Source organism: Winogradskyella ludwigii, from assembly GCF_013403985.1.
Classification (GTDB): domain Bacteria; phylum Bacteroidota; class Bacteroidia; order Flavobacteriales; family Flavobacteriaceae; genus Winogradskyella; species Winogradskyella ludwigii.
Window position 1 is genome coordinate 241,615 of sequence record NZ_JABFDF010000001.1, and the last position, 25,771, is coordinate 267,385.

Genomic DNA, 25,771 nt, shown 5'->3' on the forward strand with positions numbered 1-25,771 from the left:
TGATGATTATTCCGTTCTTAAAGATTCTACAGGATTAGAGGTTGCTGCTTTAATCGTTTTTACGGCTATGGTAAGCATGGCTATTACTACTGCTATTCCGCCTGCCAATAAAAACATCCAAATATTAAGATCTATATGATACGCATAATTCTGTAACCAATTATGCATTGCCCACCATGCTATTGGCGACGCGATTAAAAAAGCGATAACTACTAATTTTAAAAAGTCTTTAGTCAGTAATATTGTAATGGCCGAGACACTCGCACCGACTATTTTACGAACTCCTATTTCCTTTTTACGCTGTGCTACAATGAGTAATGACATAGCAAACAAACCAATACAACTTAACACAATAGCTAAAATTGAACCACTACCAATCATGGTAATCATAGTACGCTCATTTCGTAAGGTTCTATCAATATTTTCATTTAAAAAAGACCCTTGAAATTCGGCATTGGGCTCAATAGTATGCCAAGCTGCTTTTACATCGGTGTAGGCTTGTTCTAAATTTTGTGATGACACCTTAACGTATACGTTGCGTAAATTCCAGTTAGGAAGCGCAAATAAAGTCATTGGTGCAATCGTCTGGTCGAGTTCTTGAAAATTGAAATCTTTAATAACACCTACAACAGAATATACTGCATCATCTAAATCTATCTGTGAGGCTAAAATATCATCTTCATTGAGTTGCTTTGCCATAGCTTCATTGATAATAACTGAAAGACTATCACTCGCTAAGTTTTTTCGAAATGAACGACCTTCAATAATATTCAAATCTAAAGTTTCAACGTAATCTGCATCAACAACTAACATATGCGTATCCACGCCTCTACCTTTGTGTTCAAAACCTAAAATACTAGTCGAACGCGAGCCATCTTTTCCTAAACCTAAAATATTATTAGATGCTGTAACACTTACAATATTAGGTTTATCTTGAAGTTTATTTCGAAGTAATTCTATTGCTTGTTGATCGTTAAGTTGACCATTCAGTGGAAAAGCAATCACTTGATCTTTATTGAAACCTAAGTCTTTAGTCCTCATAAATTCCACCTGATCCCAAAGTACAAGCGTACCACTAATCAGTAAAATAGCAATCCCAAATTGTAAGACCATTAAACTATTTCGCAAATGGTTTTTACCATTGACATCGAGCTTCCCTTTTAAGCTTTGTAAGGTTCCAAGACGACTCATTAATAACGCAGGATAACCTCCTGCAATTAATGTGATCAGCAAAACACTTAAAATAAGCACCAATAACAATGATGGGTTGAGTAAGGTTGCCAATGACGCTTGGGTTTTAAATAAGGTTTGAAAGTATGGTAGTAAAACCACGGCTAATAAAACTCCTAGTCCGATGGAAATCAAAAACACCAAAACACTCTCTCCCCAAAACTGAAAAAACAACTGCCTTTTGTTTGCTCCAAGTGTTTTTCGCATTCCTATCTCACGCAATCTCTGTGTACTTTTAGCAATGCTCATATTTATAAAATTAACACAAGCGATAAACAGAATTAAAATTGCAATACCCAAAACTAAATATGGCATTGTACGACTTACTGTTACTGGTCCTTGATTAAAATTAGCAAATCGAACATCTGCCAACGGCAATACTTTTATTTGTCTGTAAAGGCCATCTGCATTAGGTTGAAGGCCATCACGCTTGGCATTATCAATCTCATTTTTATAATGTAATTGGGTAAAATCTGCTGTGCTTTTCTCAAATTGCTCAGGTTGTACACTTCCTGCAAGTTGCATATACACCTCATGATTCTCCATGTCCCAACGTCCTACAGTTCTGGCATAAGCATGCTCATTTTGACTTTTAAAATTGAGTACGATATCAAAACCTATAGAACTTGTATTGGGAAAATCTTCAATAATCGCGGTGACATTAAAAGGCACTTCTACTTCATCTCTTAAAATCGTAACGGTTTGCCCTATAGGATTCTCATCACCAAATATACGTTTTGCAGCCTGCTCTGTCATTGCAACTGAAGACTCTGACGTTATTGGATTTGTCTTATCACCCTTTATAATTGGAAAGCTAAACATGTCGAAAAAATCGGGATCTACATACGCAGTGCCCATACCGAGTTGCTTATCCTGATAAGTTAATAAGACTCCAGAACCATTATAACGTGTAATTTTCTCTACTCCTGTAACCTCTTCACGAAGTGCTGCCGCAAAAGGTTCGGATTTTGAGATGTTAGCTTCAATGCCATTTAACCCACTATCCTCTGTATACACTTGATAGATTTCATTTCCATGCTCATGAAAGCGATCAAAAGACAATTGAAAAACGGCATACATGCCTAATAATAGTGCTACTCCGAATGCCACTGTAAGACCTACGACATTGAGTGCCGTGAATGTTCTGTTTTTCCAGAGGTTTCTGATTGCTATTTTTATATAATTTTTAAACATGATTGTTCGTTTTTTGATTGATTATTATTCGGTACGCAATGACTTTACTGGATTAGACGTTGCTGCTTTAATGGCTTGGAAACTTACAGTGATTAGTGTAATGATTAACGCTCCAAAACAAGCAATAGCAAAGACATCCCAACTGACTGTGGTACGATAGCTAAATTTTTGTAACCATTGTCCCATAATATAATAGGCCAACGGAGATGCAATTAACAATGCGATGAATACCAGCGTGATGAAATCTTTTGAAAGCAATAACCATAACTGACTGATGGATGCTCCTAAGACTTTACGAACACCAATTTCTTTAGTACGTTGTTCAGCCACAAAAGATGCTAATCCAAATAAACCTAAACAACTAATAAAAATCGCTAACACTGTAAATACTCTGGCTAAACTGGCAACGCGTTCTTCTGATTCAAACTTTGCTCCATATTCTTCATCTACAAACTGATAATCGAAAGGAGTGTTTGGGAAGTTCTTTTTAAAGACACCTTCAATAAGCGCTAAATTTTCACTAGTGCTTTTTTCAGGATTAAGTCTTACGTTATAAAACGCGGTATTATCATCGCTATCAAAAACATACATCGCTTGTTTTACAGGACTGTATGGCGATTGAATAATCATATCTTCAACAACTCCTACAATTTTTAAAGCTGGACTTGGATCTTCAGTATCAGAATCTCTAATAAATTTACCAATTGGATCTATAAGTCCGATGTATTTCACAGCCGTTTCATTAAGTAATACAGCATTTGAATCTGAAGCGAATTCCCGAGAAAACCCACGACCAGCAGTAACTTTTAAGCCTAAAGTTTCCACAAATTCATATGAGACTGATGTATATGCTAAATCTTCTTGAAAATCAGCAGGCTTACCATCCCAAGTATAACCAGATCTATTAGACCACACATTAGTCATAGGCGCACTTGTTCCTGCCATCTCTAGAGCTCCACCAGAAGCGATAAACTGATTGCGCATCACTTCTTTTTTTCCAATGAACTCATTACTCATAACAGGAATTTGAATCAACCCTTCTTTATCATACCCAACAGGTCGATCTTTAGAAAACTGAATTTGATTCATCACCACCAATGTTCCTATAATTAAGGCTACAGAAACGGTAAACTGTGCGACTACTAAAATTTTTCGAGGCAAAGATGAATAACGACCAGATTTGAAGGTGCCTTTTAATACCGCAACAGGATTAAAAGATGATAAATAAATGGCAGGATAACTTCCCGCTAAAAATGCCGTAATAATTACAAAAGCCATTGAAATTAACCAAAACTGAAGATTTACCCACGGAAAAACGATGGCTTTACTAGCCAAATTATTAAATCCGTTTAAGAATAACAACACTAATCCAAGTGCAACAATAAACGACAGGAAAACAATTAAAAACGATTCACTTAAAAATTGAAAAATAAGCTGACTACGCTGTGAACCTATCGATTTTCTAATACCAACTTCGGTTGCTCGTTTTTCTGAACGTGCGGTACTTAAATTCACAAAATTGATACACGCTAATAACAGAATAAATAAACCAATAACACCAAACAACCAAACGTTTTCAATACGTCCACCGGATTGCACCCCATTTTCAAACTCACTTCGTAAATACCAATCTTTCATTGGTAATAAAAATAGTTGGGGATTAAATTGAGCTGTTTCAGATGAGGCATTTTTCTTTACATCACTAATTTTAGAGGTTACCACATCCATAGTCGTATTCTCGTTAATTTGCACAAACATCTGAAATGAATTATTTCCCCAAGCATCCTTTGACAATTCTAACCAAGGCTGTGTTGTTACATAATGTTTCCATGGAATGATGTATTCCATATCGCTAAATGAGTTATTTGTTGGAATGTCCTTATAAACCGAAGTAACAATTAAATCATCCTCATTATTCACTTTTACTATTTTCCCTAAAGCGGTTTCATTACCAAATAAAGACTTTGCAGCAGATTCTGATAACATTATTGAATTCTTCTCTTTAAGTCCATCTTTTACACCTGAAACAATATCCAAATCCAACATATCTGTTGCCCCTTCTTGCATCGCGTTTCCTGTTATGTAAATATTGGTTTCACCAAATTTCAGGTATCGCGGTTGTTCCCAAGATGACATCACAATATGCTTAAAATTATCAGTGTGATCTTCACGTAAAGCAAACTCTAAAGGTCTTGGAATTGCAGGACCTGTTCCAATATCATTATTTATCGTCTGGCTTTGAAATACTTGAGCTATGGTGTCCTTATTTTCAAAATGATTATTAAAATTTAATTCATCAGTGACCCATAAACCAATCATAATCGTCGCAGCCATGCCAACCGCTAATCCAAAAATATTAATAAATGAATACACCTTATTTTTAATAAGGTTTCTAAACGCTATTTTAAAATAATTTTTAAACATAGTTTTTAAGAATTACTGTTCGTTTTTTGATTGATTTGGCTTTGGCACTTCAGTAGTATGTGATGAATTGTTTTATGATTTACTAAAGTGCTTTCCGCCTGATTGATTGATTGATTGATTGATTGATTTATGAAAGTCGATTTACGCCAAGATATTTTCGGTTACTTTTTGTCCGTCTAACATTCTTATAATTCTGTGACTGTATTTTGCATCGTGTTCACTGTGTGTTACCATGATAATGGTTGTGCCGGCTTCATTAAGATCTATTAATAAATCCATAACCTCATTTCCATTAGTACTATCTAAATTTCCTGTTGGCTCATCAGCTAAAATTAGTTTGGGTTTGTTTACAACTGCTCGTGCCACAGCTACACGTTGTTGCTGACCACCAGATAATTGTTGTGGAAAGTGATTTCTTCGGTGCATGATTTGCATTTTTTCTAAAACCGCCTCCACTTGTATTTTCCGTTCTGCTGGTTTTACACCTGTATAGATTAATGGTAATTCTACATTTTCAAAAACGGTAAGCTCATCTATAAGATTAAAGCTTTGAAAAACAAAACCGATATTGTGTTTACGCAATTCCGAACGTTTACGCTCATTGTAACCAGCGACTTCTGTTCCGTTAAACATAAAACTACCTCCATCAGGATCGTCTAATAATCCCAAAATATTTAATAAGGTCGATTTCCCACATCCTGAAGGTCCCATGATCGCTACAAACTCACCTTCTTTAACATTAAATGATAATTTGTTTAAGGCTATGGTTTGTACTTCTTCGGTTTTATAAAACTTTTCTAAGTCCGTAATTTGTATCATTGTATTTCTATTTTTTAGCTGTTGGCTTTTGACTGTTAGCTCTTAGTTATTGGTTGTTTCTTGTTGGTTCTCTTGCTTCTTTTTTATTATTTCAAAATCAATTCTTCAGTATCTCCAAAGGAATCATAACTCGAGGTGACTACGTTATCACCAGGATTTAAACCATCAAGTACCTCATAATATTCTGTATTCTGGCTTCCTAATCTTATGTTGACTTTATAAGCCGTATTTCCATCTTCACTCACTTTAAAAATCCAGTTGCCTCCCGTTTTTTGAAAAAATCCACCTTTCGCAACTAACAACGCTTCTTTTTCTGCACTTAAAGCCACTCTAATTTGAAGATTTTGACCTCTTCTAATACCTTCAGGCACATCACCCTGAAATTTCATATCCACTTGAAAACGACCATTGGTAACTTGTGTAAATACCTTTTTAATTTCTAAAGTATAGGTTTTATTATTCAGCACGAAGGTTCCAGTTTGACCATTATAGATTCTCGAAATATAATGTTCATCAATATCCACTCTTACTTTATAACCAGTAATCACATCAACCTGACCTAATCGTGTACCTTTATTAATGGACTGACCAATTTCAGCATCTAGCGACGTTAACTGCCCATCGATTGGTGCTCTCACCACTAAATCGCCTACTTTTTTTCGCATAAGCTCTAATGCACTTTGCGTTCTGGCATATGAGTTTTTTGCTTGACTCACTTCTAATTTTGAAGAAATGGTATCTTCAGATAGTACTTGCTTAGATAGTTTCATACGTTCTTTCTGATAGTTGTAATTATTTTCAGAAGACTCGTAATCCATTCTTCCTATCGCTCCTTTTTCGTATAACCGTTTGTTTAAATTATAAACACGTTCTGCTTCAATGAGATTATTTTCAACATCGGTAAATTGATTTTGTCTGTTAATCGTATTTTGGCGCGCTGCATTTTGAGAAATTTGCATCTGTGTTAATAAATTATATACCGACGTTTCCTGGTTAATGAGACTCAATTCCAAATCAGTATTTGATAATCTTAAAATTGGCTCTCCTTTTTTAAGCATAGCACCATCTTCAACAAACTTCTCTTCTACACGTCCACCTTCCAAAGCATCTAAATAAATTGTAGTGATTGGAAGCACAATGCCGTTAACGGGAATATTTTCTTGAAATACATTTTCACTTACTGTACTAATTGAAATTCGCTCTCTATCCACATTCAATTTAGAACCACCTGAGGTTTGAAAAATAACATATATGATTAAAGCTATTATTGCAATAATCCCTATAGCTAATCCTATTTTTTGAGTTGAAAATTTCTTCTTTTGAATTGGAACGTCCATTATATATCTATTATTTATACTTTTTATATAGTGAAGATGATGCCAAAAACACAAAATATTGATTTTCAACTAATTATTGTTTTTATCAAAACTAAAAGTGTCCGATTTTGATACACTTTATGTTCGAAAATGCACACTTTTAACTACCTCTAAAATTTTATTTTTTGAATTTTTATAAGCTGAATTTAATATCGTAATATTGTATGGATGGTATTAAAAAACGCTACAATATTAGTTATAGACGATGATGTTGATGTATTAACAGCATTGCGCTTGCTTTTAAAACCACTGGTTAAAGAGGTGGTTACCGAAAAGAATCCGAGTAATATTCTATCTCAAATTGAGAAGACTGCTTACGACATAATTGTTCTAGACATGAATTTTAATGGTTTAGTCAATACAGGTAATGAAGGTATTTTTTGGCTAAATAAAATTCGACAACAAAAACCTGAAACCTCTGTTATTTTAATGACCGCTTATGCCGATATTGATTTAGCGATACGCGGATTAAAAGAAGGAGCTTCCGACTTTTTAATGAAACCTTGGAAAAATGAAAAAATTGTAGAAACCATGACTACGATACTAAGTCAGAAAACATCTCAAAACACTAAAAATAAGCAACTTAACACAAATTCTGTTGAAATTATTGGTGATAGCGATGTGATGACTGATGTCTTTACAAAACTAAAAAAAGTAGCACCAACAGATGCTAATGTTTTAATCCTTGGTGAAAATGGTACTGGAAAAGATTTAATTGCTCGTGCGCTTCATGATAACTCTAATAGAAAACACCAACCGTTTGTAAAAGTAGATGTAGGTGCTTTAACAGAATCGCTATTTGAAAGTGAATTATTTGGGTATAAAAAAGGGGCTTTTACCGATGCTAGAGAAGATAGAAAAGGCCGATTTGAAGCGGCTACTGGTGGCACTTTATTTTTAGATGAAATTGGAAATATTAGTTTAAGTCAGCAAGCCCGATTACTCACCGTGTTGCAAAATAGGCAAGTGACTCCTTTGGGATCAAATGAATCTATTTCTATAGATATTCGGTTGATTTGCGCTACTAATATCAATCCTCAAATTTTAGCAGATGAAAAGCGGTTCAGGAAAGATTTAATCTACAGAATTAATACGGTGGATATTATTGCTCCACCACTTAGAGATCGTGGTACAGATATTACAGAATTAGCACATCACTTTGTCACCTTATATGCCGAAAAATATAATAAAAGTCCGTTTTCATTTGATTCCGGATTTATTTCAAAATTAAAAAATCACGACTTCCCAGGTAATGTAAGAGAACTTCAATATGTATTAGAACGAGCTGTGATTATGACAGATGGCTCGGTTTTAAAACCAGAAGATTTAGTATTTTCTTCTATAGAGCGTTCATCGACCTCTACAAATATGAATACTCAGAGTTTAAACTTAGACGATTTAGAAAAGAACGCCATTTTAAATGTCCTTGAAAAGAATAAAGGTAATGTTTCAAAATCAGCTAAAGATCTAGGGATTACAAGAGCTGCTTTATACAGAAGACTAGAAAAGTATGAACTATAGAAGTTACATATTTTGGCTTTTTTTTAGAATTCTACTTTTGGTGAGTACCATACTTGCGTTAGTGTATTCTATTTACAAAGATCAATCCGCTTACATTACCATTACGAGCATTGCACTACTTTATTTGTTTATAAACACCTATACCTTTGTAAAACGTCGTTTTGTAGCTATAGATGATTTTTTTGAAGCTGTAAAATATCGTGATTTCTCACGTTGGTTTCCAGAAGACAGAGGTCCTAAAGATATTCGGTTTTTGTACACAGGTTTTAATGAGATTAATAGAACCATTAAAGACATCAATTCGCAAAACGAAGCACAGTATGTGTATCTACAGAAGATTTTAGAAATGGTAGATATTGGAATTATTGCTTATAATCTAGAATCCGGAGACGTCCTTTGGAGTAATGAGCCTTTTGGAGACATTTTAGATGTCCCATCTTTTAAAAATATCCGCTTTGTTGAAAACAGAAAACCAGAACTCTTTAATACCGTTTTTGAAACCTATCATCGCGAACCGGATTCGATTTCTATTGCACTTCAAAATGAAACTATAAAAATTTTAATTTCCGATACGGTATTTCAAGTAAAGGATGATGCATTTAAGTTGATTGTCATTCAGGATATTGATAATACCTTAAATAAAAATGAATCAGAATCTTGGAAGAAGCTTTTAAGTGTGATGACACACGAAATTATGAATTCTATAGCTCCAATTTCGTCCTTGGCAGATACACTTCAACAAAACTTGCAATTAGCTATAGAACATCCTGAAGAAACGCGCCTTGAATTAGAGGATTTAAACGCTGGTGTAAAAACCATTAAAAACCGCAGTGAAGGCCTTTTAAAATTTGCGAAAACCTATAGAAGTTTGAGTAAAGTGACACACCTCAACCTACAACGTGTTAAAATTGAAGACTTATTTAGTAACATCCAGCTTTTAATGGAACCATCCATAAAAGCCAAAGCTATTGCCATTACATTCGAGGTTACCTCACCAAAATTAGAATTAGATATTGATGCACATCTTATAGAACAAGTACTTATCAATCTTATTTTAAATGCTGTTGACGCTTGTAAAAGTAAAGACCATTCAGAAATTAAAGTATTAGCATCTCAAAACCCTAATAGAGATATTGTTATAAAAGTCATTGATAATGGTTCTGGTATCCCAAAAGATATTCTAGAGAATATATTTGTGCCATTCTTTACGAGTAAAGCCACAGGTAGTGGCATAGGATTAAGTCTTTGTAAGCAAATTATGCTCTTACATAAAGGCCGAATCATAGTAAAAAGTATTGAAAACGAAGGTTCTGTTTTTAGCTTGGTGTTCTAATTCTTAAAATTCCCTATACCTTCTTTTAACCATGCCTCATATTCTTCAATATCTGGCGTATAAGCAACAGGCTCAATAAGATTTTCTTCATTATGATCCATTAACACATAATAAGGCTGTGTATTCGTTTTGTATTTAACGGTTTGAAATTCACTCCATTTCTGACCTACATTTCGTAATTTTTTACCCGGTCGCAATTGAGAATCTGGTGCTTCACCTTCAGGAAAATTTATTTTCTCATCAACGTATAATGAAATCAAAACAATGTCATTTTTAAGTTTTGACAATACTTTGGAATCTACCCAAACATTTTGTTCCATCTTACGGCAATTCACACAAGCCCAACCCGTAAAATCTAACATTACAGGTTTCCCTACTTTTTTAGCATATGCCAAACCAGTTTCATAATCGTTGAATGCCAAAATATCATGTGGTGCTAGTAAATGGGCGCCTTCAGGAATATCTGTTATACTTGTACCACCACCTCTAGAATTTCCTACACCATAAGGCGATTCAGAATAATCTAACGGCGGCGGAAATGCACTAATTATTTTTAACGGTGCTCCCCAAAGTCCTGGAATCATATAAACAGTAAAAGATAAAGTTAACAGGCCTAGCAATAAACGACCTACTGAAATATGCTTTAAAGGTGAATCATGTGGCAATTGAATTTTCCCAAAAAGGTATAATGATAACGCTCCAAAGATGGCAATCCATATTGCTATGAATACTTCACGTTCTAAGAAGTGTAGTTGTAATACCAAATCGGCTTGCGATAAAAATTTAAACGCAAAGGCTAGTTCTAAAAATCCTAAAACCACCTTAACCGTATTTAACCATCCGCCAGATTTTGGCAATGAATTTAACCAACCAGGAAATGCTGCAAATAAACCAAATGGCAATGCCAGAGCTAGAGAAAAACCTAACATACCTATCACTGGAGCTAATCCTCCTGTTGTTGCTGATAATACGATAATATTCCCTACGAAAGGTCCTGTGCATGAAAATGACACAATGGCCAATGCCAAAGCCATAAAAAAGATACCTGTGTAACCACCACTATCTGCTTTTCTATCAATTTTATTTGCCCAAGAGTTAGGTAGCATTATTTCAAATGCTCCCAAAAACGAAATTGCAAAAATAACAAGGATAGCAAAAAATATAAGGTTAAAAGCAACACTTGTAGAAAATTCGTTAATAGCACTTGCTCCAAAAATGGCCACCACTCCCGTTCCTAAAATGACATATATGACAATAATGAATAAACCATAAATTAACGCATTTTTAATTCCCTCTGACTTAGTCTTACTTTGTTTAGTAAAGAAACTTACTGTCATTGGTATTAATGGAAAAACGCAAGGTGTAAAAAGTGCGATTAGTCCTGCACCTAATCCTAAAAGAAATATAGTCCAAAGTCCATTATTTGAATTTTTATCACTTGAATCTGAATTTCCCGAAATATCTGAAGTCGCGGCAGTAGTCTTAGTTAAATCATATTTTAAATCGACATACGTTGGTGCTGTACACTGTGTATCATCACAAGACATAAAGCCAACTTCTGATTCTACTGTAGTAATTGCAGTATCTAAAACTTTGATTTTCTGTCTAAACTCTGTTTTATTTTTAAAGTATTTAATCTTCATATTGAAGACCTTATCCACACTTTCTAAACCTTTTTCTTCATAAGTATCTCCTACTAAATGGACACCTTCTTCTAATGCGTATTCAAAACTTGTTGGAATTGGACCACCTTCAGCAATATTCTGAGCATATAATTTCCATCCCTCATCTATGGTTGCTGTTGAAACTAAAATAAATTCTGTAGCACTTAATTTTTCAACTGAACCCATCCATTTTACTGGTTCTAGGATTTTAGACGGAGTTCCTGAAAAATCTATGGTTGTAGAAATAGCTGCTTCTTTAACGTCTGCAGCAGATTTTAGATTAAATTCAAGATCGATATAATTTGGTGGTAAGCACTTTTCATCGTCGCAAACCATAAATTCAACTTCACCTTTAACTAAAGATAATTCGGAATTTAAAACTTTTATACGTTGTCTGAATTCTGCTTTGTTTTCAAAAAACTTAATTCTCATTTCAAAAACAGGATCATCTACAGTATGCCCTTTATCTTCTAACGTTTTACCTGATAATTCAAAACCCGAATTAGCTGTAAAGGCGAACGTTGTTGGAATTGGACCACCATCTGGTACCAGTTGCGAATACAAATGCCAACCAGCATCTATAGTTGCCGTAGCAATTAAGTCATATTCTGTATCAGATATTTGTTCTGTTTTAGTTTCCCATGAAACAGGATCGAAAACTTGAGCATCTAAATTGGATGCAAACGAGAATACTAAAAAACAAAGTAGAAGTACTTTTTTTAAATTCATAAACAACGTGTTAAAACCCAAATGTAGCAGATGTGTTTTTAATTATAGTTAACAGTCGTCTAATTTATAAAAACCTTAAGAATTAGAGAAGGAAATCTAAGGGTATAAAAAAACCGAACACTAGGTTCGGTTTGTAAAATTTAAGATTGCACTTTAAAAGTGAGTTTATCTGAGTGTTTCCATTTTGAAATACCACCATTGAGATCATATATTTTTTCAAAGCCTGCTTCTTCCATCTTTTTAGCGCACTTGGCACTACGTCCTCCAGATTTACAGTATAATATAACAGGTTTCTTTTTATCTAATTTTGAAATATCGGCATCAAACGTTGGAGATTTAAAATCTATATTTTGAGCATTTGCAATATGAATCTCGTCATATTCTTTTGGTGTGCGTACATCTACCAATTGAACATCTTCTAATTCTAAAATGGACTGCATCTCTTCTGCTGTTACTAATTTAACAACATCACTATTATTTGAAGACTTATCCAAACAACTGGTAAAGAGACTTACCGCAACAAAAAGACTAAAGATTACATATATTTTTCTCATAATTACTTACTTTAAATATCTACTCTTTATGAGCAACATCACCTTGCCAATTCATAAAACCACCTTCTAAATTATAGGCTTTTTCAAAACCTAACTGATTCATTATCCCACAAGCTTGCCCACTTCTAGCACCAGATCTACAATAAACATAATAGTTTTTTGTTTTATCTAACGCTTCTACTTCATCTACAAAACCTTGACCTTTATAAATATCTATATGAATTGCATTAGGAATCATCCCTTCATCAACTTCATCTTGTGTTCTAACATCTAAAATTACAGCATTATTATCTGCTTCTAGTTGTTCTTCCCATTCTTGTTGTGATAAATCAGCCATATTATATTTTCAATTTTTAGCAAAATTAACTTTTCCTTATGATATAGACGTAAAAAAATCAGAAGTGTTACATTTCAGATTCATTTTTTAACATATTTCGCCCTTAACGTAAGAAAATACAAACATTAAACTCTTATATAGAACTCTTTTATCACTTTTTTATTTCATTCTTTAAAACACACATCTAAAAAAAACACCAAAACCTAAATAATTTTAATTTAACAAAATATTAATTTTAAATCTCAAAAATACATCTACATTTGTATATACAATTGTTGTACATGAAAGAGTTAAATAAAATATTAAAAACAGAAGCCAATATATCGTTACACCAAGCGTCAGTAATTAACGTTTTTCAGACAAGCGTTTGGATGAAAGATGATTTATTATTAGAACTAAAGCCTTTTGATTTATCCTTAGAACAATTTAATGTTCTTAGAATTTTAAGAGGTCAAAACGGAAATGCCATAAACTTACAAGACATTCAAGAACGTATGGTAAGTAAGATGAGTAATACAACTAGACTCGTTGATAAGCTGTTAAAGAAAAAGTTTGTAAAACGAACCATATGCAAAACAAATAGAAGAAAAGTAGAAATTGTAATTACAGATTTAGGTTTAGAAACTCTAAAAACGATTGACCCAATTATAGATAGTACAGAAAAAAACATAACAAAAAATTTAACTCAAGACGAGTTAATACAATTAAACACCCTTTTAATAAAACTTAAAAACAAATAATTATGAAAAACAGAAATTCAAAAATTGCAACACTTTTTATCTTGGCATTATCATTTATGTCATTCACGGCTTTAACAGAAAAAGAAGTTAGCGTAGAAAAAAGTAAAGTTACCTGGAAAGGTTATAAAGTAACCGGACAGCATGAAGGTACCATAAACTTAAAAAGTGGAACTCTTACTTTTGATAACAACACCTTAACAGGCGGCTCATTTGAAATAGATATGCCATCAATAAATGTTACCGATTTAGAAGGAGAATCTAAAGGTAAGCTTGAGGGACATTTAAAATCTGCTGATTTTTTCGGTGTTGAAAAATTCCCAACAGCTAAATTAGAATTTGTAAACGTTTCAGGAAAAGATGGTTTTTATAAGGTTCAAGCTAATTTAACAATTAAAGAAACTACTAAGTCTGTAGAATTCTCAATGACTGTAAAAGATAACATGGCTACAGCCAAATTAGAAATAGACAGAACTGAGTACGATATTAAATATGGTTCTTCTAGCTTTTTTGATGGTTTAAAAGACAAAGCTATTTATGATAACTTTGACTTAGATGTAACATTAGAGTTTTAAGCCTCAAGAATGCTAACTACAGAAAATTTAATTCTTGTTTCAGTATAAATTCATCACTACAAGAATCTTTTTTTCTTAAAGTGTTTGAAATCTAAAATTTGATTTCTATATTTGATGTTCAAATGAAAACAATAACAAATCATACTTGGTGGTGGAATTTCTCAAACTTACGTTCGTGAACTAATCCTTGGTATGTAATACTGATATAAAAAAAGGCTTGTCATTCACGACAAGCCTTTTTTAATTTAACATGGCTTCAGAAGCTATTATTTTGAAACGCATCTCTGCTTTAAGAGATATCAAATTGAATTTGACATAAAATGAAAACATTTAGTTTAAATACACATTATAAAAAGATTCTAGCAGATACTATTACTCCGGTTAGTATCTATCTTAAAATTAGAGATAAGTTCCCTAATAGTATTCTTTTAGAAAGTAGTGATTATCATGCCAACGATAATAATTTTTCATATATCTGCTGTAATCCTATTGCGTCTATTAAAGTTGAAGGAGATACAATTTATCAAACTTATCCTGATGGTAGCTCTACTACAAATGCTATTGAAACTGTTGGTGTTGTAGAAGAAATTCACAAATTCACACAGCGCTTCGATGTAGATACTATTGAAGATTTTAAATTTATAAATAATGGTATTTTTGGTTACACTGCTTATGATGCTGTAAAGTACTTTGAAGATATAGAGATTTCAAAAAAAGACAATTCAGTTACTATTCCTGAAATTTATTATGCGGTTTACCAAAATATTATCGCTATAAATCATCAAAAAAACGAAGCTTATATTTTTGCGCATTGTTTTGATACAGAAAATAACATCGATGATATTCTGCAATTAATTCAGACAAGACAATATGCTTCTTACGATTTTAAAACAAAGGGAAGTATTGAATCTAATCTTACAGATGAAGAGTACAAAGAACATGTAGAATTAGCAAAAAAGCACTGTGCAAGAGGAGATGTCTTTCAATTGGTTTTATCTAAACAGTTTTCGCAACAATTTAGTGGAGACGAGTTTAACGTATACAGAGCCTTAAGAAGTATTAACCCTTCACCTTATTTGTTTTATTTCGATTATGGGAATTTTAAAATCTTTGGAAGCTCACCAGAAGCACAATTGGTAGTTAGTGATGGCAAAGCCGAAATTCATCCAATTGCTGGAACTTTTAAACGTAGCGGAAATGATCTTAAAGATGCAGAACTCGCAGAGGAATTAATAAAGGACGACAAAGAAAATAGCGAGCATGTTATGTTAGTTGACTTAGCAAGAAACGACCTTAGTAGAAACGGAAGCAACGTAACTGTTGAAAATTATAGAGAAGTACAATTCTTTTCGCATGTTATCCATTTGGTCAGTAAAGTTACAGGAACTATTCATAAAAACACAGACACCATGCAAGTGGTAGCAGATACATTTCCTGCAGGAACTTTAAGCGGAGCTCCTAAACATAAAGCCATGCAATTGATCGAGAAATACGAAAAAACAAGCAGAGGATATTACGGAGGAGCTATTGGTTTCATGGACTTTAACGGTAACTTTAACCAAGCTATAATGATTAGAACATTTTTAAGCCAGAATCACAAATTGTTTTGGCAAGCAGGTGCAGGATTAGTTGCCAAATCTAAGGCCGAAAGTGAATTACAAGAAGTTTATAATAAGCTTGGTGCTTTAACAAAAGCCATTGAACAAGCAGAAGAAATTTAATATGAAAAAGGTATTAGTAATAGACAATTACGACAGTTTTACATACAATCTAGTTCATTATTTAGAAGACTTAGGTTGCGAAGTCACTGTAAAAAGAAACGACAAGTTAACACTTGAAGACGTAGACGCATTTAATAAAATTGTCTTATCTCCAGGACCAGGCATACCAGATGAAGCGGGATTATTAAAACAAATCATAAAAACTTACGCACCAACCAAAAGCATATTAGGCGTCTGTTTAGGACAACAAGCTATTGGAGAAGTTTTTGGTGGAACATTAGAAAATTTAGAAAATGTATATCATGGTGTTGCAACCAACATTACACTTTCTGTAGATAACGAATCGCTTTTTAAAGGACTTGAAAAAACATTTGAAGTTGGTCGTTATCACTCTTGGGTCGTTAACTCAAATTTACCAGATTGCTTAGAAGCTACCTCTTTTGACGAAAACGGACAAATAATGTCACTAAGACATAAGATTTATGATGTTAAAGGCGTTCAATATCATCCGGAATCTGTATTGACACCAGATGGTAAAAAAATACTCGAGAATTGGGTGAACCAATAAACTTGAAATAAGAACATCAAGGACTAAGACAACATAAACAGATACAAGTTTAATTAAAAAGATACCTGCTTTTGCGGGCATTATAATGAAACAACTACTAACGAGACTAATTAACCAAGAAAGCATCACAAGTGATGAAGCAAAAAACGTCTTGGTTAATATTTCCGAAGGGAAATATAATCAGAATCAAATTGCATCCTTCTTAACCGTTTATATGATGCGAAGCATAACCACAGAAGAGCTTCGTGGTTTTAGAGATGCACTTTTAGAATTATGTATTCCTGTAGATTTAGAAGACTACAATACTATAGATTTATGTGGAACAGGTGGAGACGGAAAAGACACGTTTAATATTTCAACCTTATCATCGTTTGTAACTGCTGGTGCAGGTGTGCATGTTACAAAGCATGGAAATTATGGAGTATCGTCAGCATGTGGTTCGTCTAATGTTATGGAAAGTTTAGGTATAAAATTCACAAATGATATTGACTTTTTAAAACGAAGTATAGACGAAGCTGGAATTTGTGTATTGCACGCCCCATTATTTCATCCTGCGATGAAAAACGTAGCACCAATCCGAAAAGCATTAGGTGTAAAAACCTTTTTCAATATGTTAGGTCCTATGGTCAATCCTGCTTTTCCAAAAAATCAAATGGTAGGTGTTTTTAATCTCGAATTACTAAGGTTATATGGCTATTTATATCAAGAATCAGATAAGAATTATGCCATAGTACATGCCTTAGATGGTTATGATGAAATTTCATTAACAGGAAAAACTAAAGTGATTACAAACACAGCTGAAACTTTATTTGAACCAAGGGATTTAGGCGTTAATCAAATAAAGCAATCTGAAATTTTTGGTGGAAATACCGTAAAAGAAGCAGCAAAACTTTTTTCTGAAATCATTGCAGGCAATGGTACAGAAGCTCAAAACAATGTGGTGTGTGCAAATGCTGGATTGGCTATTGCTACAGTAAAACAAATTCCACACGCAGAAGGTTTTGAACTCGCAAAAGAATCTCTAATTAGTGGAAATGCAAAACAAGCTTTAGATAAACTCGTTGAACTTAGTAAATGAACATATTAGATAAAATAGTAATAGACAAACGTAAAGAAGTTAATTTACGAAAATCTCTAATTCCAATTCGTCAATTAGAACAATCTGTTTTATTTGAACGTCAGACCTATTCACTTGCTCAAAATTTAAGAGTAAGCAAATCAGGGATTATTGCAGAACACAAAAGACGTTCGCCATCAAAATCAGTAATCAATCAAGATTTAAATGTACAAGATGTTGCTCGTGGTTATGAAAATGCAGCAGTTTGTGGCATGTCTGTATTAACAGATGTAAAATATTTTGGTGGAGCTATAGACGATTTATTAATAGCAAGAGCAAGCTGCAACCTGCCGCTTTTAAGAAAAGAATTCATCATTGATGAGTATCAAATCTTAGAAGCCAAAGCTTATGGAGCAGATGTTATTTTATTAATTGCAGCCATATTAACTAAAGCAGAAATTAAACAGTTTTCAGAATTTGCGAAACGTCTAAATCTAGATGTTTTATTGGAAGTCCATAACGAAGAAGAATTACATAAATCCATTATGTCTTCTTTAGATATGTTAGGTGTAAATAATAGAAATTTAAAAACGTTTGAAGTCAGTTTAGAAACTTCAAAATTATTAAGTGATCAAATACCAAACGATTTTGTAAAAGTGTCTGAAAGCGGCATCAGTTCTGTTGATGCTATTAAAGAATTACAACCTTATGGTTATCAAGGTTTCTTAATAGGCGAAAATTTTATGAAAACAGACAATCCAGGAGAGAGTGCTAAAAAATTCATTAATCAATTAACAAAATAGATTCCTGCCTTCGCAGGAATGACAAAGATTATGAGACTAAAAATCTGCGGAATGAAATATGAAGACAATATAGAGGCTGTTGCCAACTTGCAACCAGACTATTTGGGCTTTATATTTTATGATAAATCTGCTAGACATTTTAATACTACCATTCCTGAATTGCCAAATACAATTAAAAAAGTTGGCGTTTTTGTTAATGAAGATTTAGAAACGGTATTAAAAACGATTAAAACATTCAACTTGCAAGCTGTTCAATTACACGGAAATGAATCTCCAGAATACTGTAAAGCCATAACCAATGTAGAAGTGATAAAGGTCTTTAGTATTAAAGACGAATTCAACTTTAATGTACTTGAACCATATGAAGACGTTTGTGATTATTTCTTATTTGATACTAAAGGAAAATTACCAGGAGGAAACGGTTTCACGTTTAACTGGAATGTTTTAAATCAGTATCCATCAACCAAACCTTATTTATTAAGTGGAGGTATTGGATTAAATGAAATTGAAAAAATCAAAGAATTCAAAGCAAGTGAAGCTTCAAAATATTGCTATGCATTAGATGTAAACAGTAAATTTGAAATAGAACCTGGATTAAAGAATATTGAAGAATTAGAAAAATTAAAAAAACACGTCACTTCGAATGATTTTTGAGGCACGAAAAAATGGTATCGAGAAGCACTAAAAAGTTCTTAATACAATTTTGAAAAAAATCGAAATAACTCAAACTGACGAATAACATTTAAAATGCATTTGTCATTCCACATTTGATGTGGAATCCACAATGAAAATTAAAATAAATATATTCTTGTCTTGGCAGGAATGACCTAGGATTATGGAAAACACATACAACATTAACGAAAAAGGATACTACGGCGAATTTGGAGGAGCATACATACCAGAAATGCTCTACCCAAACGTAGAAGAGTTACGCCAAAATTATTTAAAAATAATGGCAGAGCCTTCTTTTAAAGAAGAGTTTAATGCTTTATTAAAAGATTATGTTGGTCGTCCTTCTCCACTCTATTTGGCTAAACGTCTTTCAGAAAAATATAATACCAAGGTTTATTTAAAGCGCGAAGATCTTAACCATACAGGTGCCCATAAAATTAATAATACCATTGGGCAAATCCTTATGGCAAAACGTTTAGGTAAAAATAGAATTATTGCCGAAACTGGAGCTGGTCAACATGGAGTTGCAACCGCAACCGTTTGTGCTTTAACAGGTATTGAATGTGTGGTTTATATGGGAGAAATTGACATTGCACGTCAAGCACCAAATGTAGCTCGAATGAAAATGTTAGGAGCCAAAGTTGTCCCTGCATTATCTGGTAGTCGTACTTTAAAAGATGCCACAAATGAGGCTATTCGTGACTGGATAAATAATCCGGTTGATACGCATTACATTATTGGTTCTGCTATTGGTCCACATCCTTATCCTGATATGGTTACTCAATTTCAATCGATAATTTCCGAAGAAATAAAATGGCAACTAAAAGAAAAAGAAGGCAGAGAAAATCCGGATTACGTTGTAGCTTGTATTGGAGGAGGAAGTAATGCCGCAGGAACGTATCATCATTTTTTAGATAATGAAGACGTTGGTATTATTGCTGTAGAGGCCGCTGGAAAAGGCATTCATTCTGGTGAAAGCGCAGCAACTTCTGTGTTAGGAAAAGAAGGCATTATACACGGTTGTAAAACCTTATTAATGCAAACTAAAGACGGACAAATCACTGAACCCTATTCAATTTCTGCAGGACTCGATTATCCTGGTGTTGGTCCTTTACATTCGCATTTGTATAAAACAGGACGTGGTGAATTTTATTCGGCAACCGACGATGAAGCCATGAATTCTGGTTTAGAATTAACGCAATTAGAAGGTATTATTCCTGCTATAGAAAGTTCTCATGCTTTGGCTATTTTTAAACATAAAACCTTTAAACCTGATGACATTGTTGTTATTAGTTTATCTGGTCGTGGCGACAAAGATTTACAGAATTATATTGATTATTTTAAGCTTTAAAAGTTTAATTGCACTCGAAAATGAAGTTGAAGTATTCAAGATTAAATTATGAAATAGTTATCGTTAACTACTTTAATTAAATATCTGTTTTTTTTAACTTTCAAGCTGCAGTCTTTTATCATTTTAGAATTTGTCATTTGAAATTTTAAGCAATACATTTACAAATACCAATTTATTTATATCTTATTAATATGTCCGAAACGGTTTTACAGCTTAAAGATGCTACAATTTATCAAGGTGAAAGTATGGTACTTTCTAAAGTAAACTTTGAAATGCAAAAAGGCGATTTTGTTTACCTCATTGGAAAAACAGGAAGCGGAAAAAGTAGTTTTATGAAAACACTTTATGGCGACCTACAATTAACGGAAGGAGAAGGTTCTGTGGTTGACTATAACCTAAAAACCATGAAAGAGAAAGACATCCCGTTTTTAAGACGAAAATTGGGAATTGTTTTTCAGGATTTTAAATTATTACCAGATCGTACTATTATGGGCAACCTAGAGTTTGTTTTAAAAGCTACAGGTTGGAAAGAAAAAGACCGCATTAAAGACCGTATTGATACCGTTTTAGATAAGGTTGCCATGAAAACTAAAGGTTTTAAATATCCTCATGAACTTTCTGGTGGAGAACAACAACGTATCGCTATTGCACGTGCTTTACTTAATGACCCTGAACTTATTTTAGCAGATGAGCCAACAGGAAATTTAGATCCACAAACGAGTATTGAAGTGATGGAGGTATTACAAGACATTAATAAAAATGGTAATACTATTTTAATGGCCACTCACGATTATGCTTTACTTCTAAAATACCCAAGTAAAACTTTAAAGTGCGACGAAAACAAGGTGTTTGAAGTGGTGCAACGAAAGAGCTAAATGCAATGTATAAAAGCTTAAAAAGTATTGCTAAACGTATTCTTCCGAAACAATTATTACAAAACAATGAATTCTTTTTTAGAAAACTCATTAGCTTAAAATATAAAGGGAATAACTATCAATGTAATATCTGTGATTTCAAATTAAAACACTTTATAGAATTAGACGATAAGGATTTGCTTTGCCCAAGGTGTGGTAGTCGTTCTCGTACCAGACGATTGTATAAAACACTTCTTGATACTGATGCGCTTAATGGCACTGTTTTACATTTTTCGCCACCAAGAGCACTTTCAGAAAAATTCAAAAAATTAGATAACCTAAATTATTATAGTTCTGATTTTGAAAATGAGTTTATTGCAGATTATAATTACGATATTACAGCTATTGCCTCAGAATCTGACTTCTATGATCTTATTATTTGCTATCATGTTTTAGAACATATTGAAGATGATATTAAAGCAATGTCCGAATTATATCGCGTACTAAAACCAAATGGAATATGCTTTATACAGACCCCTTTTAAAGTTGGTGATATTTACGAAGATTCTAGTATTACTTCGAAAGAAGCTCGAAAGATCGCATTTGGCCAAGACGATCATGTTAGAGTTTATTCTATTATAGGCTTACAAAATAGACTAGAATCTGTTGGTTTTAAAGTTAATATTAAGACCTTTGATAAAGATACCGATGACGCTTTTGGATTAAAAGCTGAAACTGTTTTTATTGTAAAAAAGTAAATTTGATATGCTATTAAATTTCAAATTTAAACGACATAATTAGCCATGATTTCTGTTTTAATACCTGTATATAATTATAATATTTTAGATCTTGTATCTGAAGTGCATAAGCAGTTATCTAAAACGACCACACCTTTTCAAATATTATGTTTTGACGATTGTTCTAGTGATCTCAAATTACAGACTATAAATAGGACTATAACTACATTTTCTTTTTGTGAGTATACTATTCTTCCAAAAAATATTGGCCGCAGTGCCATAAGAAACAGCTTAGCCAAAAACGCAAAATACGATTGGTGTCTTTTTCTAGATGCAGATGTTATACCAACGCAAAACAATTTTATTGAAACATATCTTAAATTTATTTCGGAGCCATATGAAATTATAAATGGTGGTATACTATACCAAGAGAAGCGTATGGATAGTTCACATATATTGCGATGGATTTACGGAAAAGAAAGAGAAGCATTATCTGCTGAAAACCGAAATAAAAACACGTATTTAAGCTTTTTAACCTTGAATTTTTTAATACATAAAAGTGTTTTTAATAAGGTTAGTTTTAATGAGGACATCCCTAATTTAAGACATGAAGACACTTTGTTTTCATATAATTTAAAAGGATCTAATATTAAATTAAACCATATAGAAAACCCTGTTTATCATCTTGGGATTGAAGACAGCAAAACATTCTTAAAAAAATCTTTAGACTCTGTAGAGGCTATAGATTTGTTTATAAAGCAAGATCTATTACCTGCTAGTTATACTAGAATTTCTAGCACTTATTCTAAAATAAAAAATAACGGAATATCAAAATTGCTTTCGTTTCTTTACAATAAATATGACCGTCTATTTAAAAAGAATTTATTAGGAAATAAACCATCGCTTTTTATTTTTGATTTATATAGATTAATGTATTATTGTTATTTAAACTCTAAAAAATAATGGCTTTTTTTTCAATAATCATATCTGTTTATAACAAAGAGAAGTATATAAAAAGCACAATAAACAGTGTTTTAAATCAGTCCTATAAAGATTTTGAAATTATTATAATCAACGATGGTTCAACTGATGATAGTGTAAAGATTATTGAATCACTAGAAGATAAACGCATCAAACTTATAACTACTATAAACCAAGGAGCATCTATAGCTCGAAATACAGGAATCAAAAAAGCATCGTCTAAATTTATTGCTCTTTTAGATGGTGATGACACTTGGGAAAAATCATATCTACAAGACATGTATGATGCTATTAGTATATTTCCTGAAATTAAAATTTTTACTACTGGTATTTCTCAAAAATATGATAACAAAATTATCCCTGTCAAATACAGCTTTAAACAATTAGATCTTTATGGTAAACATAATTATTTTGAAGCAAGTAAGAAATATACCTTAATTACCAGCTCTAGTGTTGTTTTTAATAAATCTATCATAGAACAAACTGGTTATTTTGATCCATTGATTATATCTGGTCAGGATACTGACTTATGGATTCGCTTTGGATTATATTTTGATATTCTATTTATAAATAGACAATTAGCATATTATAATTATTACCCCTCTAGCTTATCCAACACTACTTTTGATCTTAGTAAAAAATTAAAATTTGATAAATATCATAACGAAGAAAAAGAAAACAAGGAATTAAAAGCGTTTTTAGACAGAAATAGGTATTCCATGGCTATTTTAAGTAAGATACAAAATGATAAAAAGCATTTTAATTATTACACCTCTCACTTAGATACCAATAATCTAAATTTTAAACAAAATTTTCTACTAAAAAGTCCAAAATGGTTATTACAATTATTGCTTAAAATAATAGCTTTAAAAGGTGAAAAAGTATATTATCCTAGCACAAAAAAACTTAAAACAGCGGGTTAAAACTGATTTTTAAATATTTTATAATCTCTAATGTACTCTGCTTCATTATATTCTGTTGAAGCTAAAACTAAACAAACGGCACCAGAAGAAAAATTATCTATTTCTCTCCAAATCTGTGTTGGCATAATCAAGCCTTGATTGGGTTTATTAAGCATTATTCGTTTTGTACTTTTTCCATCGTCTACTAGAACCTCAAAACTTCCACTTAATGCTATTATTACAGATTGTTGCTCTTTATGTGCATGTCCTCCTCTATAACTATCACTTGGTACATCATATAAATAATACACACGTTTAATAGCAAATGGAATTGTGTTTTTTTCTATAACTGCTAAAAATCCACGTTCGTCATGAACTTTAGGTATATCTATTATGCTTACGTTGTTTATGGTATTCATATATTAATTTTACTTTAAAATGGCCTGCCATTGTTGCACAATGCTTACTTCAGAAAAATCGATTACACTAGGTTGTGAATTATTCTTACACCGTAAGTATAACTCTTTATCCTCAAAAAGTAAATTCATAGCCTGTGCTAATACTTCTGAATTATCATTTTCGATTAATAGACCATTAAAATTATTTTTAATTATTTCATTTGGTCCAGATTCACAATCTACAGAAATCACAGGAGTTCCAAGTGCTAAAGATTCTAAAATTGATCTTGGAAAGCCCTCATATCTACTTGTTAAAACCGTAAACAATGCTGTCTTCACCATTGCTGAAGGGTTTGGATCATAACCCAAAAAGTGAACACTAGAAGTTAAGTTTAAGTCTTTAGATTTTTTTTTCAACTTTTCTAAATCTTTTCCTTCTCCTAAAATTTTAAGCTTAAAATGCTGACTTGGTAAGTTCGATTTTGAGTAACCATCTAATAACAATGAAATATTCTTTACATCATCATCTAAGCGCCCAAAAAATAGAATATACTTTTCTTTAGTTCCATCTTTTAAAACGTCTTTTTCAAAAGTAATAGCATTATAAATTGAAGTTACATTTTTAAAACCATAATCTTCTTTCACTTTTTTTGCTATGGATTTTGAAACACCTACAACCTTAAAAGCATTACCATATAATAATCGGCCTAAAAACCGATTAGGATTCATATAATTACCGGTTTTAAAACTTCGAATACAGTAAATTGTTTTCTTAGGAGAATAGATGAATTTAGAAATTATAAATTCCTTCAAAAACCCAATTCGGGTTCTATTATCAATGACATAATCGAAGTTATGCTGTTTTAAATAAGCTTTTAATACTCTAAGTCTATTTAATCGTCCTAAAACAGAATCGTCCTTTGCCTTTAGTTCTCCTAAATTAAGAAGTTTACCCTTAAATGGAAACTCAATATCATTAAGCACACTAACAACGTGTATATCAAAACCAACATCAAAAAGCATCTGTGATAATAAGCCAGAAGAGCGTTCTGCACCTCCTTTACCCAAAGAGGAAACAACAATACAAATCTTTTTATTATTGGCTTTTAGCATTAACGAGTATCTTTGAGACAAATGTAACGATATAAATGAAACATCTATATTTCAATGCTATTCTAACAAGATTATTGTTGAAATGTTCCATAACTTTGGTTACAATAATTAGAATCTACAC

Annotated in this window: 23 protein-coding genes; 14 read left to right on the forward strand and 9 right to left on the reverse strand. The window is 32.5% G+C overall.

Going from position 1 to position 25,771, the window contains the following annotated elements; genetic code table 11:
- Positions 1 to 6: 6 nt before the first annotated feature.
- The 4 genes from HM981_RS00985 to HM981_RS01000 all read right to left on the reverse strand — a co-directional run bounded on the left by HM981_RS00985 (position 7) and on the right by HM981_RS01000 (position 7,004).
- Positions 7 to 2,424 (reverse strand): FtsX-like permease family protein, encoded by a 2,418-nt coding sequence (locus HM981_RS00985; protein ID WP_179336717.1) that lies wholly within the window; start codon positions 2,422 to 2,424, stop codon positions 7 to 9.
- A gap of 24 nt (positions 2,425 to 2,448) precedes the next feature.
- Positions 2,449 to 4,848: an ABC transporter permease gene (locus tag HM981_RS00990; protein ID WP_179336718.1), complete on the reverse strand. Its 2,400-nt coding sequence runs from the start codon at positions 4,846 to 4,848 to the stop codon at positions 2,449 to 2,451.
- A 141-nt stretch (positions 4,849 to 4,989) separates the two neighbouring features.
- Entirely contained in the window at positions 4,990 to 5,667 is a 678-nt protein-coding gene (locus HM981_RS00995) for an ABC transporter ATP-binding protein (protein ID WP_179320825.1), read from the reverse strand.
- Positions 5,668 to 5,753: 86 nt separating this feature from the next.
- Complete coding sequence (locus tag HM981_RS01000; RefSeq protein ID WP_179336719.1) at positions 5,754 to 7,004, reverse strand: efflux RND transporter periplasmic adaptor subunit; 1,251 nt, start codon at positions 7,002 to 7,004, stop codon at positions 5,754 to 5,756.
- Positions 7,005 to 7,211: 207 nt separating this feature from the next.
- Here HM981_RS01000 and HM981_RS01005 point away from each other — a divergent pair, with 207 nt between their 5' ends.
- Together HM981_RS01005 and HM981_RS01010 are read left to right on the forward strand one after the other, a co-directional pair.
- Positions 7,212 to 8,564: a sigma-54-dependent transcriptional regulator gene (locus tag HM981_RS01005; RefSeq protein WP_179336720.1), complete on the forward strand. Its 1,353-nt coding sequence runs from the start codon at positions 7,212 to 7,214 to the stop codon at positions 8,562 to 8,564.
- Positions 8,554 to 9,897: a sensor histidine kinase gene (locus HM981_RS01010; RefSeq protein WP_179336721.1), complete on the forward strand. Its 1,344-nt coding sequence runs from the start codon at positions 8,554 to 8,556 to the stop codon at positions 9,895 to 9,897. Before HM981_RS01005 ends, HM981_RS01010 begins: the two co-directional genes overlap by 11 nt.
- On the opposite strand, the gene HM981_RS01015 is transcribed toward HM981_RS01010, so the two are convergent.
- The 3 genes from HM981_RS01015 to HM981_RS01025 all read right to left on the reverse strand — a co-directional run bounded on the left by HM981_RS01015 (position 9,894) and on the right by HM981_RS01025 (position 13,181).
- Positions 9,894 to 12,290, reverse strand: a complete 2,397-nt coding sequence (locus HM981_RS01015; protein ID WP_179336722.1) for a protein-disulfide reductase DsbD family protein — start codon at positions 12,288 to 12,290, stop codon at positions 9,894 to 9,896. The two genes, HM981_RS01010 and HM981_RS01015, sit on opposite strands and share 4 nt — an antisense overlap.
- Positions 12,291 to 12,430: 140 nt before the next feature.
- On the reverse strand, positions 12,431 to 12,844 hold the full coding sequence (locus tag HM981_RS01020; protein WP_179336723.1) for a rhodanese-like domain-containing protein: 414 nt from the start codon (positions 12,842 to 12,844) through the stop codon (positions 12,431 to 12,433).
- Positions 12,845 to 12,863: 19 nt separating this feature from the next.
- Positions 12,864 to 13,181, reverse strand: coding sequence for a rhodanese-like domain-containing protein (locus HM981_RS01025; protein ID WP_179336724.1), 318 nt, complete (start codon positions 13,179 to 13,181; stop codon positions 12,864 to 12,866).
- A 281-nt stretch (positions 13,182 to 13,462) separates the two neighbouring features.
- On the opposite strand from HM981_RS01025, the gene HM981_RS01030 reads away from it, so the two are divergent.
- From HM981_RS01030 to HM981_RS01085, 12 genes are all read left to right on the forward strand, one after another.
- A complete protein-coding gene (locus tag HM981_RS01030; protein WP_179336725.1) occupies positions 13,463 to 13,921 on the forward strand; it encodes a MarR family winged helix-turn-helix transcriptional regulator in 459 nt (152 codons plus the stop codon).
- A gap of 2 nt (positions 13,922 to 13,923) precedes the next feature.
- Positions 13,924 to 14,493 (forward strand): YceI family protein, encoded by a 570-nt coding sequence (locus tag HM981_RS01035; protein ID WP_179336726.1) that lies wholly within the window; start codon positions 13,924 to 13,926, stop codon positions 14,491 to 14,493.
- A 320-nt stretch (positions 14,494 to 14,813) separates the two neighbouring features.
- Positions 14,814 to 16,214 carry an anthranilate synthase component I family protein gene (locus tag HM981_RS01040; protein ID WP_179336727.1) on the forward strand — a complete coding sequence of 467 codons (1,401 nt, stop codon included), beginning with the start codon at positions 14,814 to 14,816 and terminating at the stop codon, positions 16,212 to 16,214.
- A gap of 1 nt (position 16,215) precedes the next feature.
- The gene (locus HM981_RS01045) at positions 16,216 to 16,782 is read left to right on the forward strand and encodes an anthranilate synthase component II (RefSeq protein WP_179336728.1); all 567 of its coding nucleotides are present in this window, start codon (positions 16,216 to 16,218) and stop codon (positions 16,780 to 16,782) included.
- Positions 16,783 to 16,867: 85 nt separating this feature from the next.
- A complete protein-coding gene (trpD, locus tag HM981_RS01050) occupies positions 16,868 to 17,860 on the forward strand; it encodes an anthranilate phosphoribosyltransferase (RefSeq protein ID WP_179336729.1) in 993 nt (330 codons plus the stop codon).
- The gene (trpC, locus tag HM981_RS01055) at positions 17,857 to 18,642 is read left to right on the forward strand and encodes an indole-3-glycerol phosphate synthase TrpC (protein WP_179336730.1); all 786 of its coding nucleotides are present in this window, start codon (positions 17,857 to 17,859) and stop codon (positions 18,640 to 18,642) included. The genes trpD and trpC overlap by 4 nt, the downstream gene beginning before the upstream one ends.
- Before the next feature lie 30 nt (positions 18,643 to 18,672).
- Positions 18,673 to 19,296 carry a phosphoribosylanthranilate isomerase gene (locus HM981_RS01060; RefSeq protein ID WP_179336731.1) on the forward strand — a complete coding sequence of 208 codons (624 nt, stop codon included), beginning with the start codon at positions 18,673 to 18,675 and terminating at the stop codon, positions 19,294 to 19,296.
- Positions 19,297 to 19,477: 181 nt separating this feature from the next.
- Positions 19,478 to 20,665 (forward strand): tryptophan synthase subunit beta, encoded by a 1,188-nt coding sequence (gene trpB / locus HM981_RS01065; protein WP_179336732.1) that lies wholly within the window; start codon positions 19,478 to 19,480, stop codon positions 20,663 to 20,665.
- Between the two features lie 191 nt (positions 20,666 to 20,856).
- Positions 20,857 to 21,540 carry a cell division ATP-binding protein FtsE gene (locus tag HM981_RS01070; protein ID WP_179336733.1) on the forward strand — a complete coding sequence of 228 codons (684 nt, stop codon included), beginning with the start codon at positions 20,857 to 20,859 and terminating at the stop codon, positions 21,538 to 21,540.
- A gap of 5 nt (positions 21,541 to 21,545) precedes the next feature.
- Positions 21,546 to 22,277 carry a class I SAM-dependent methyltransferase gene (locus HM981_RS01075; RefSeq protein WP_179336734.1) on the forward strand — a complete coding sequence of 244 codons (732 nt, stop codon included), beginning with the start codon at positions 21,546 to 21,548 and terminating at the stop codon, positions 22,275 to 22,277.
- Between the two features lie 45 nt (positions 22,278 to 22,322).
- Positions 22,323 to 23,219: a glycosyltransferase family 2 protein gene (locus tag HM981_RS01080; protein ID WP_179336735.1), complete on the forward strand. Its 897-nt coding sequence runs from the start codon at positions 22,323 to 22,325 to the stop codon at positions 23,217 to 23,219.
- Positions 23,219 to 24,160, forward strand: coding sequence for a glycosyltransferase family 2 protein (locus HM981_RS01085; RefSeq protein ID WP_179336736.1), 942 nt, complete (start codon positions 23,219 to 23,221; stop codon positions 24,158 to 24,160). Before HM981_RS01080 ends, HM981_RS01085 begins: the two co-directional genes overlap by 1 nt.
- Here HM981_RS01085 and HM981_RS01090 read toward each other — a convergent pair.
- Positions 24,157 to 24,558 (reverse strand): sugar 3,4-ketoisomerase, encoded by a 402-nt coding sequence (locus HM981_RS01090; RefSeq protein WP_179336737.1) that lies wholly within the window; start codon positions 24,556 to 24,558, stop codon positions 24,157 to 24,159. The genes HM981_RS01085 and HM981_RS01090 overlap by 4 nt on opposite strands.
- A 9-nt stretch (positions 24,559 to 24,567) precedes the next feature.
- On the reverse strand, positions 24,568 to 25,650 hold the full coding sequence (locus HM981_RS01095) for a glycosyltransferase (RefSeq protein ID WP_179336738.1): 1,083 nt from the start codon (positions 25,648 to 25,650) through the stop codon (positions 24,568 to 24,570).
- Positions 25,651 to 25,771 lie beyond the last annotated feature (121 nt).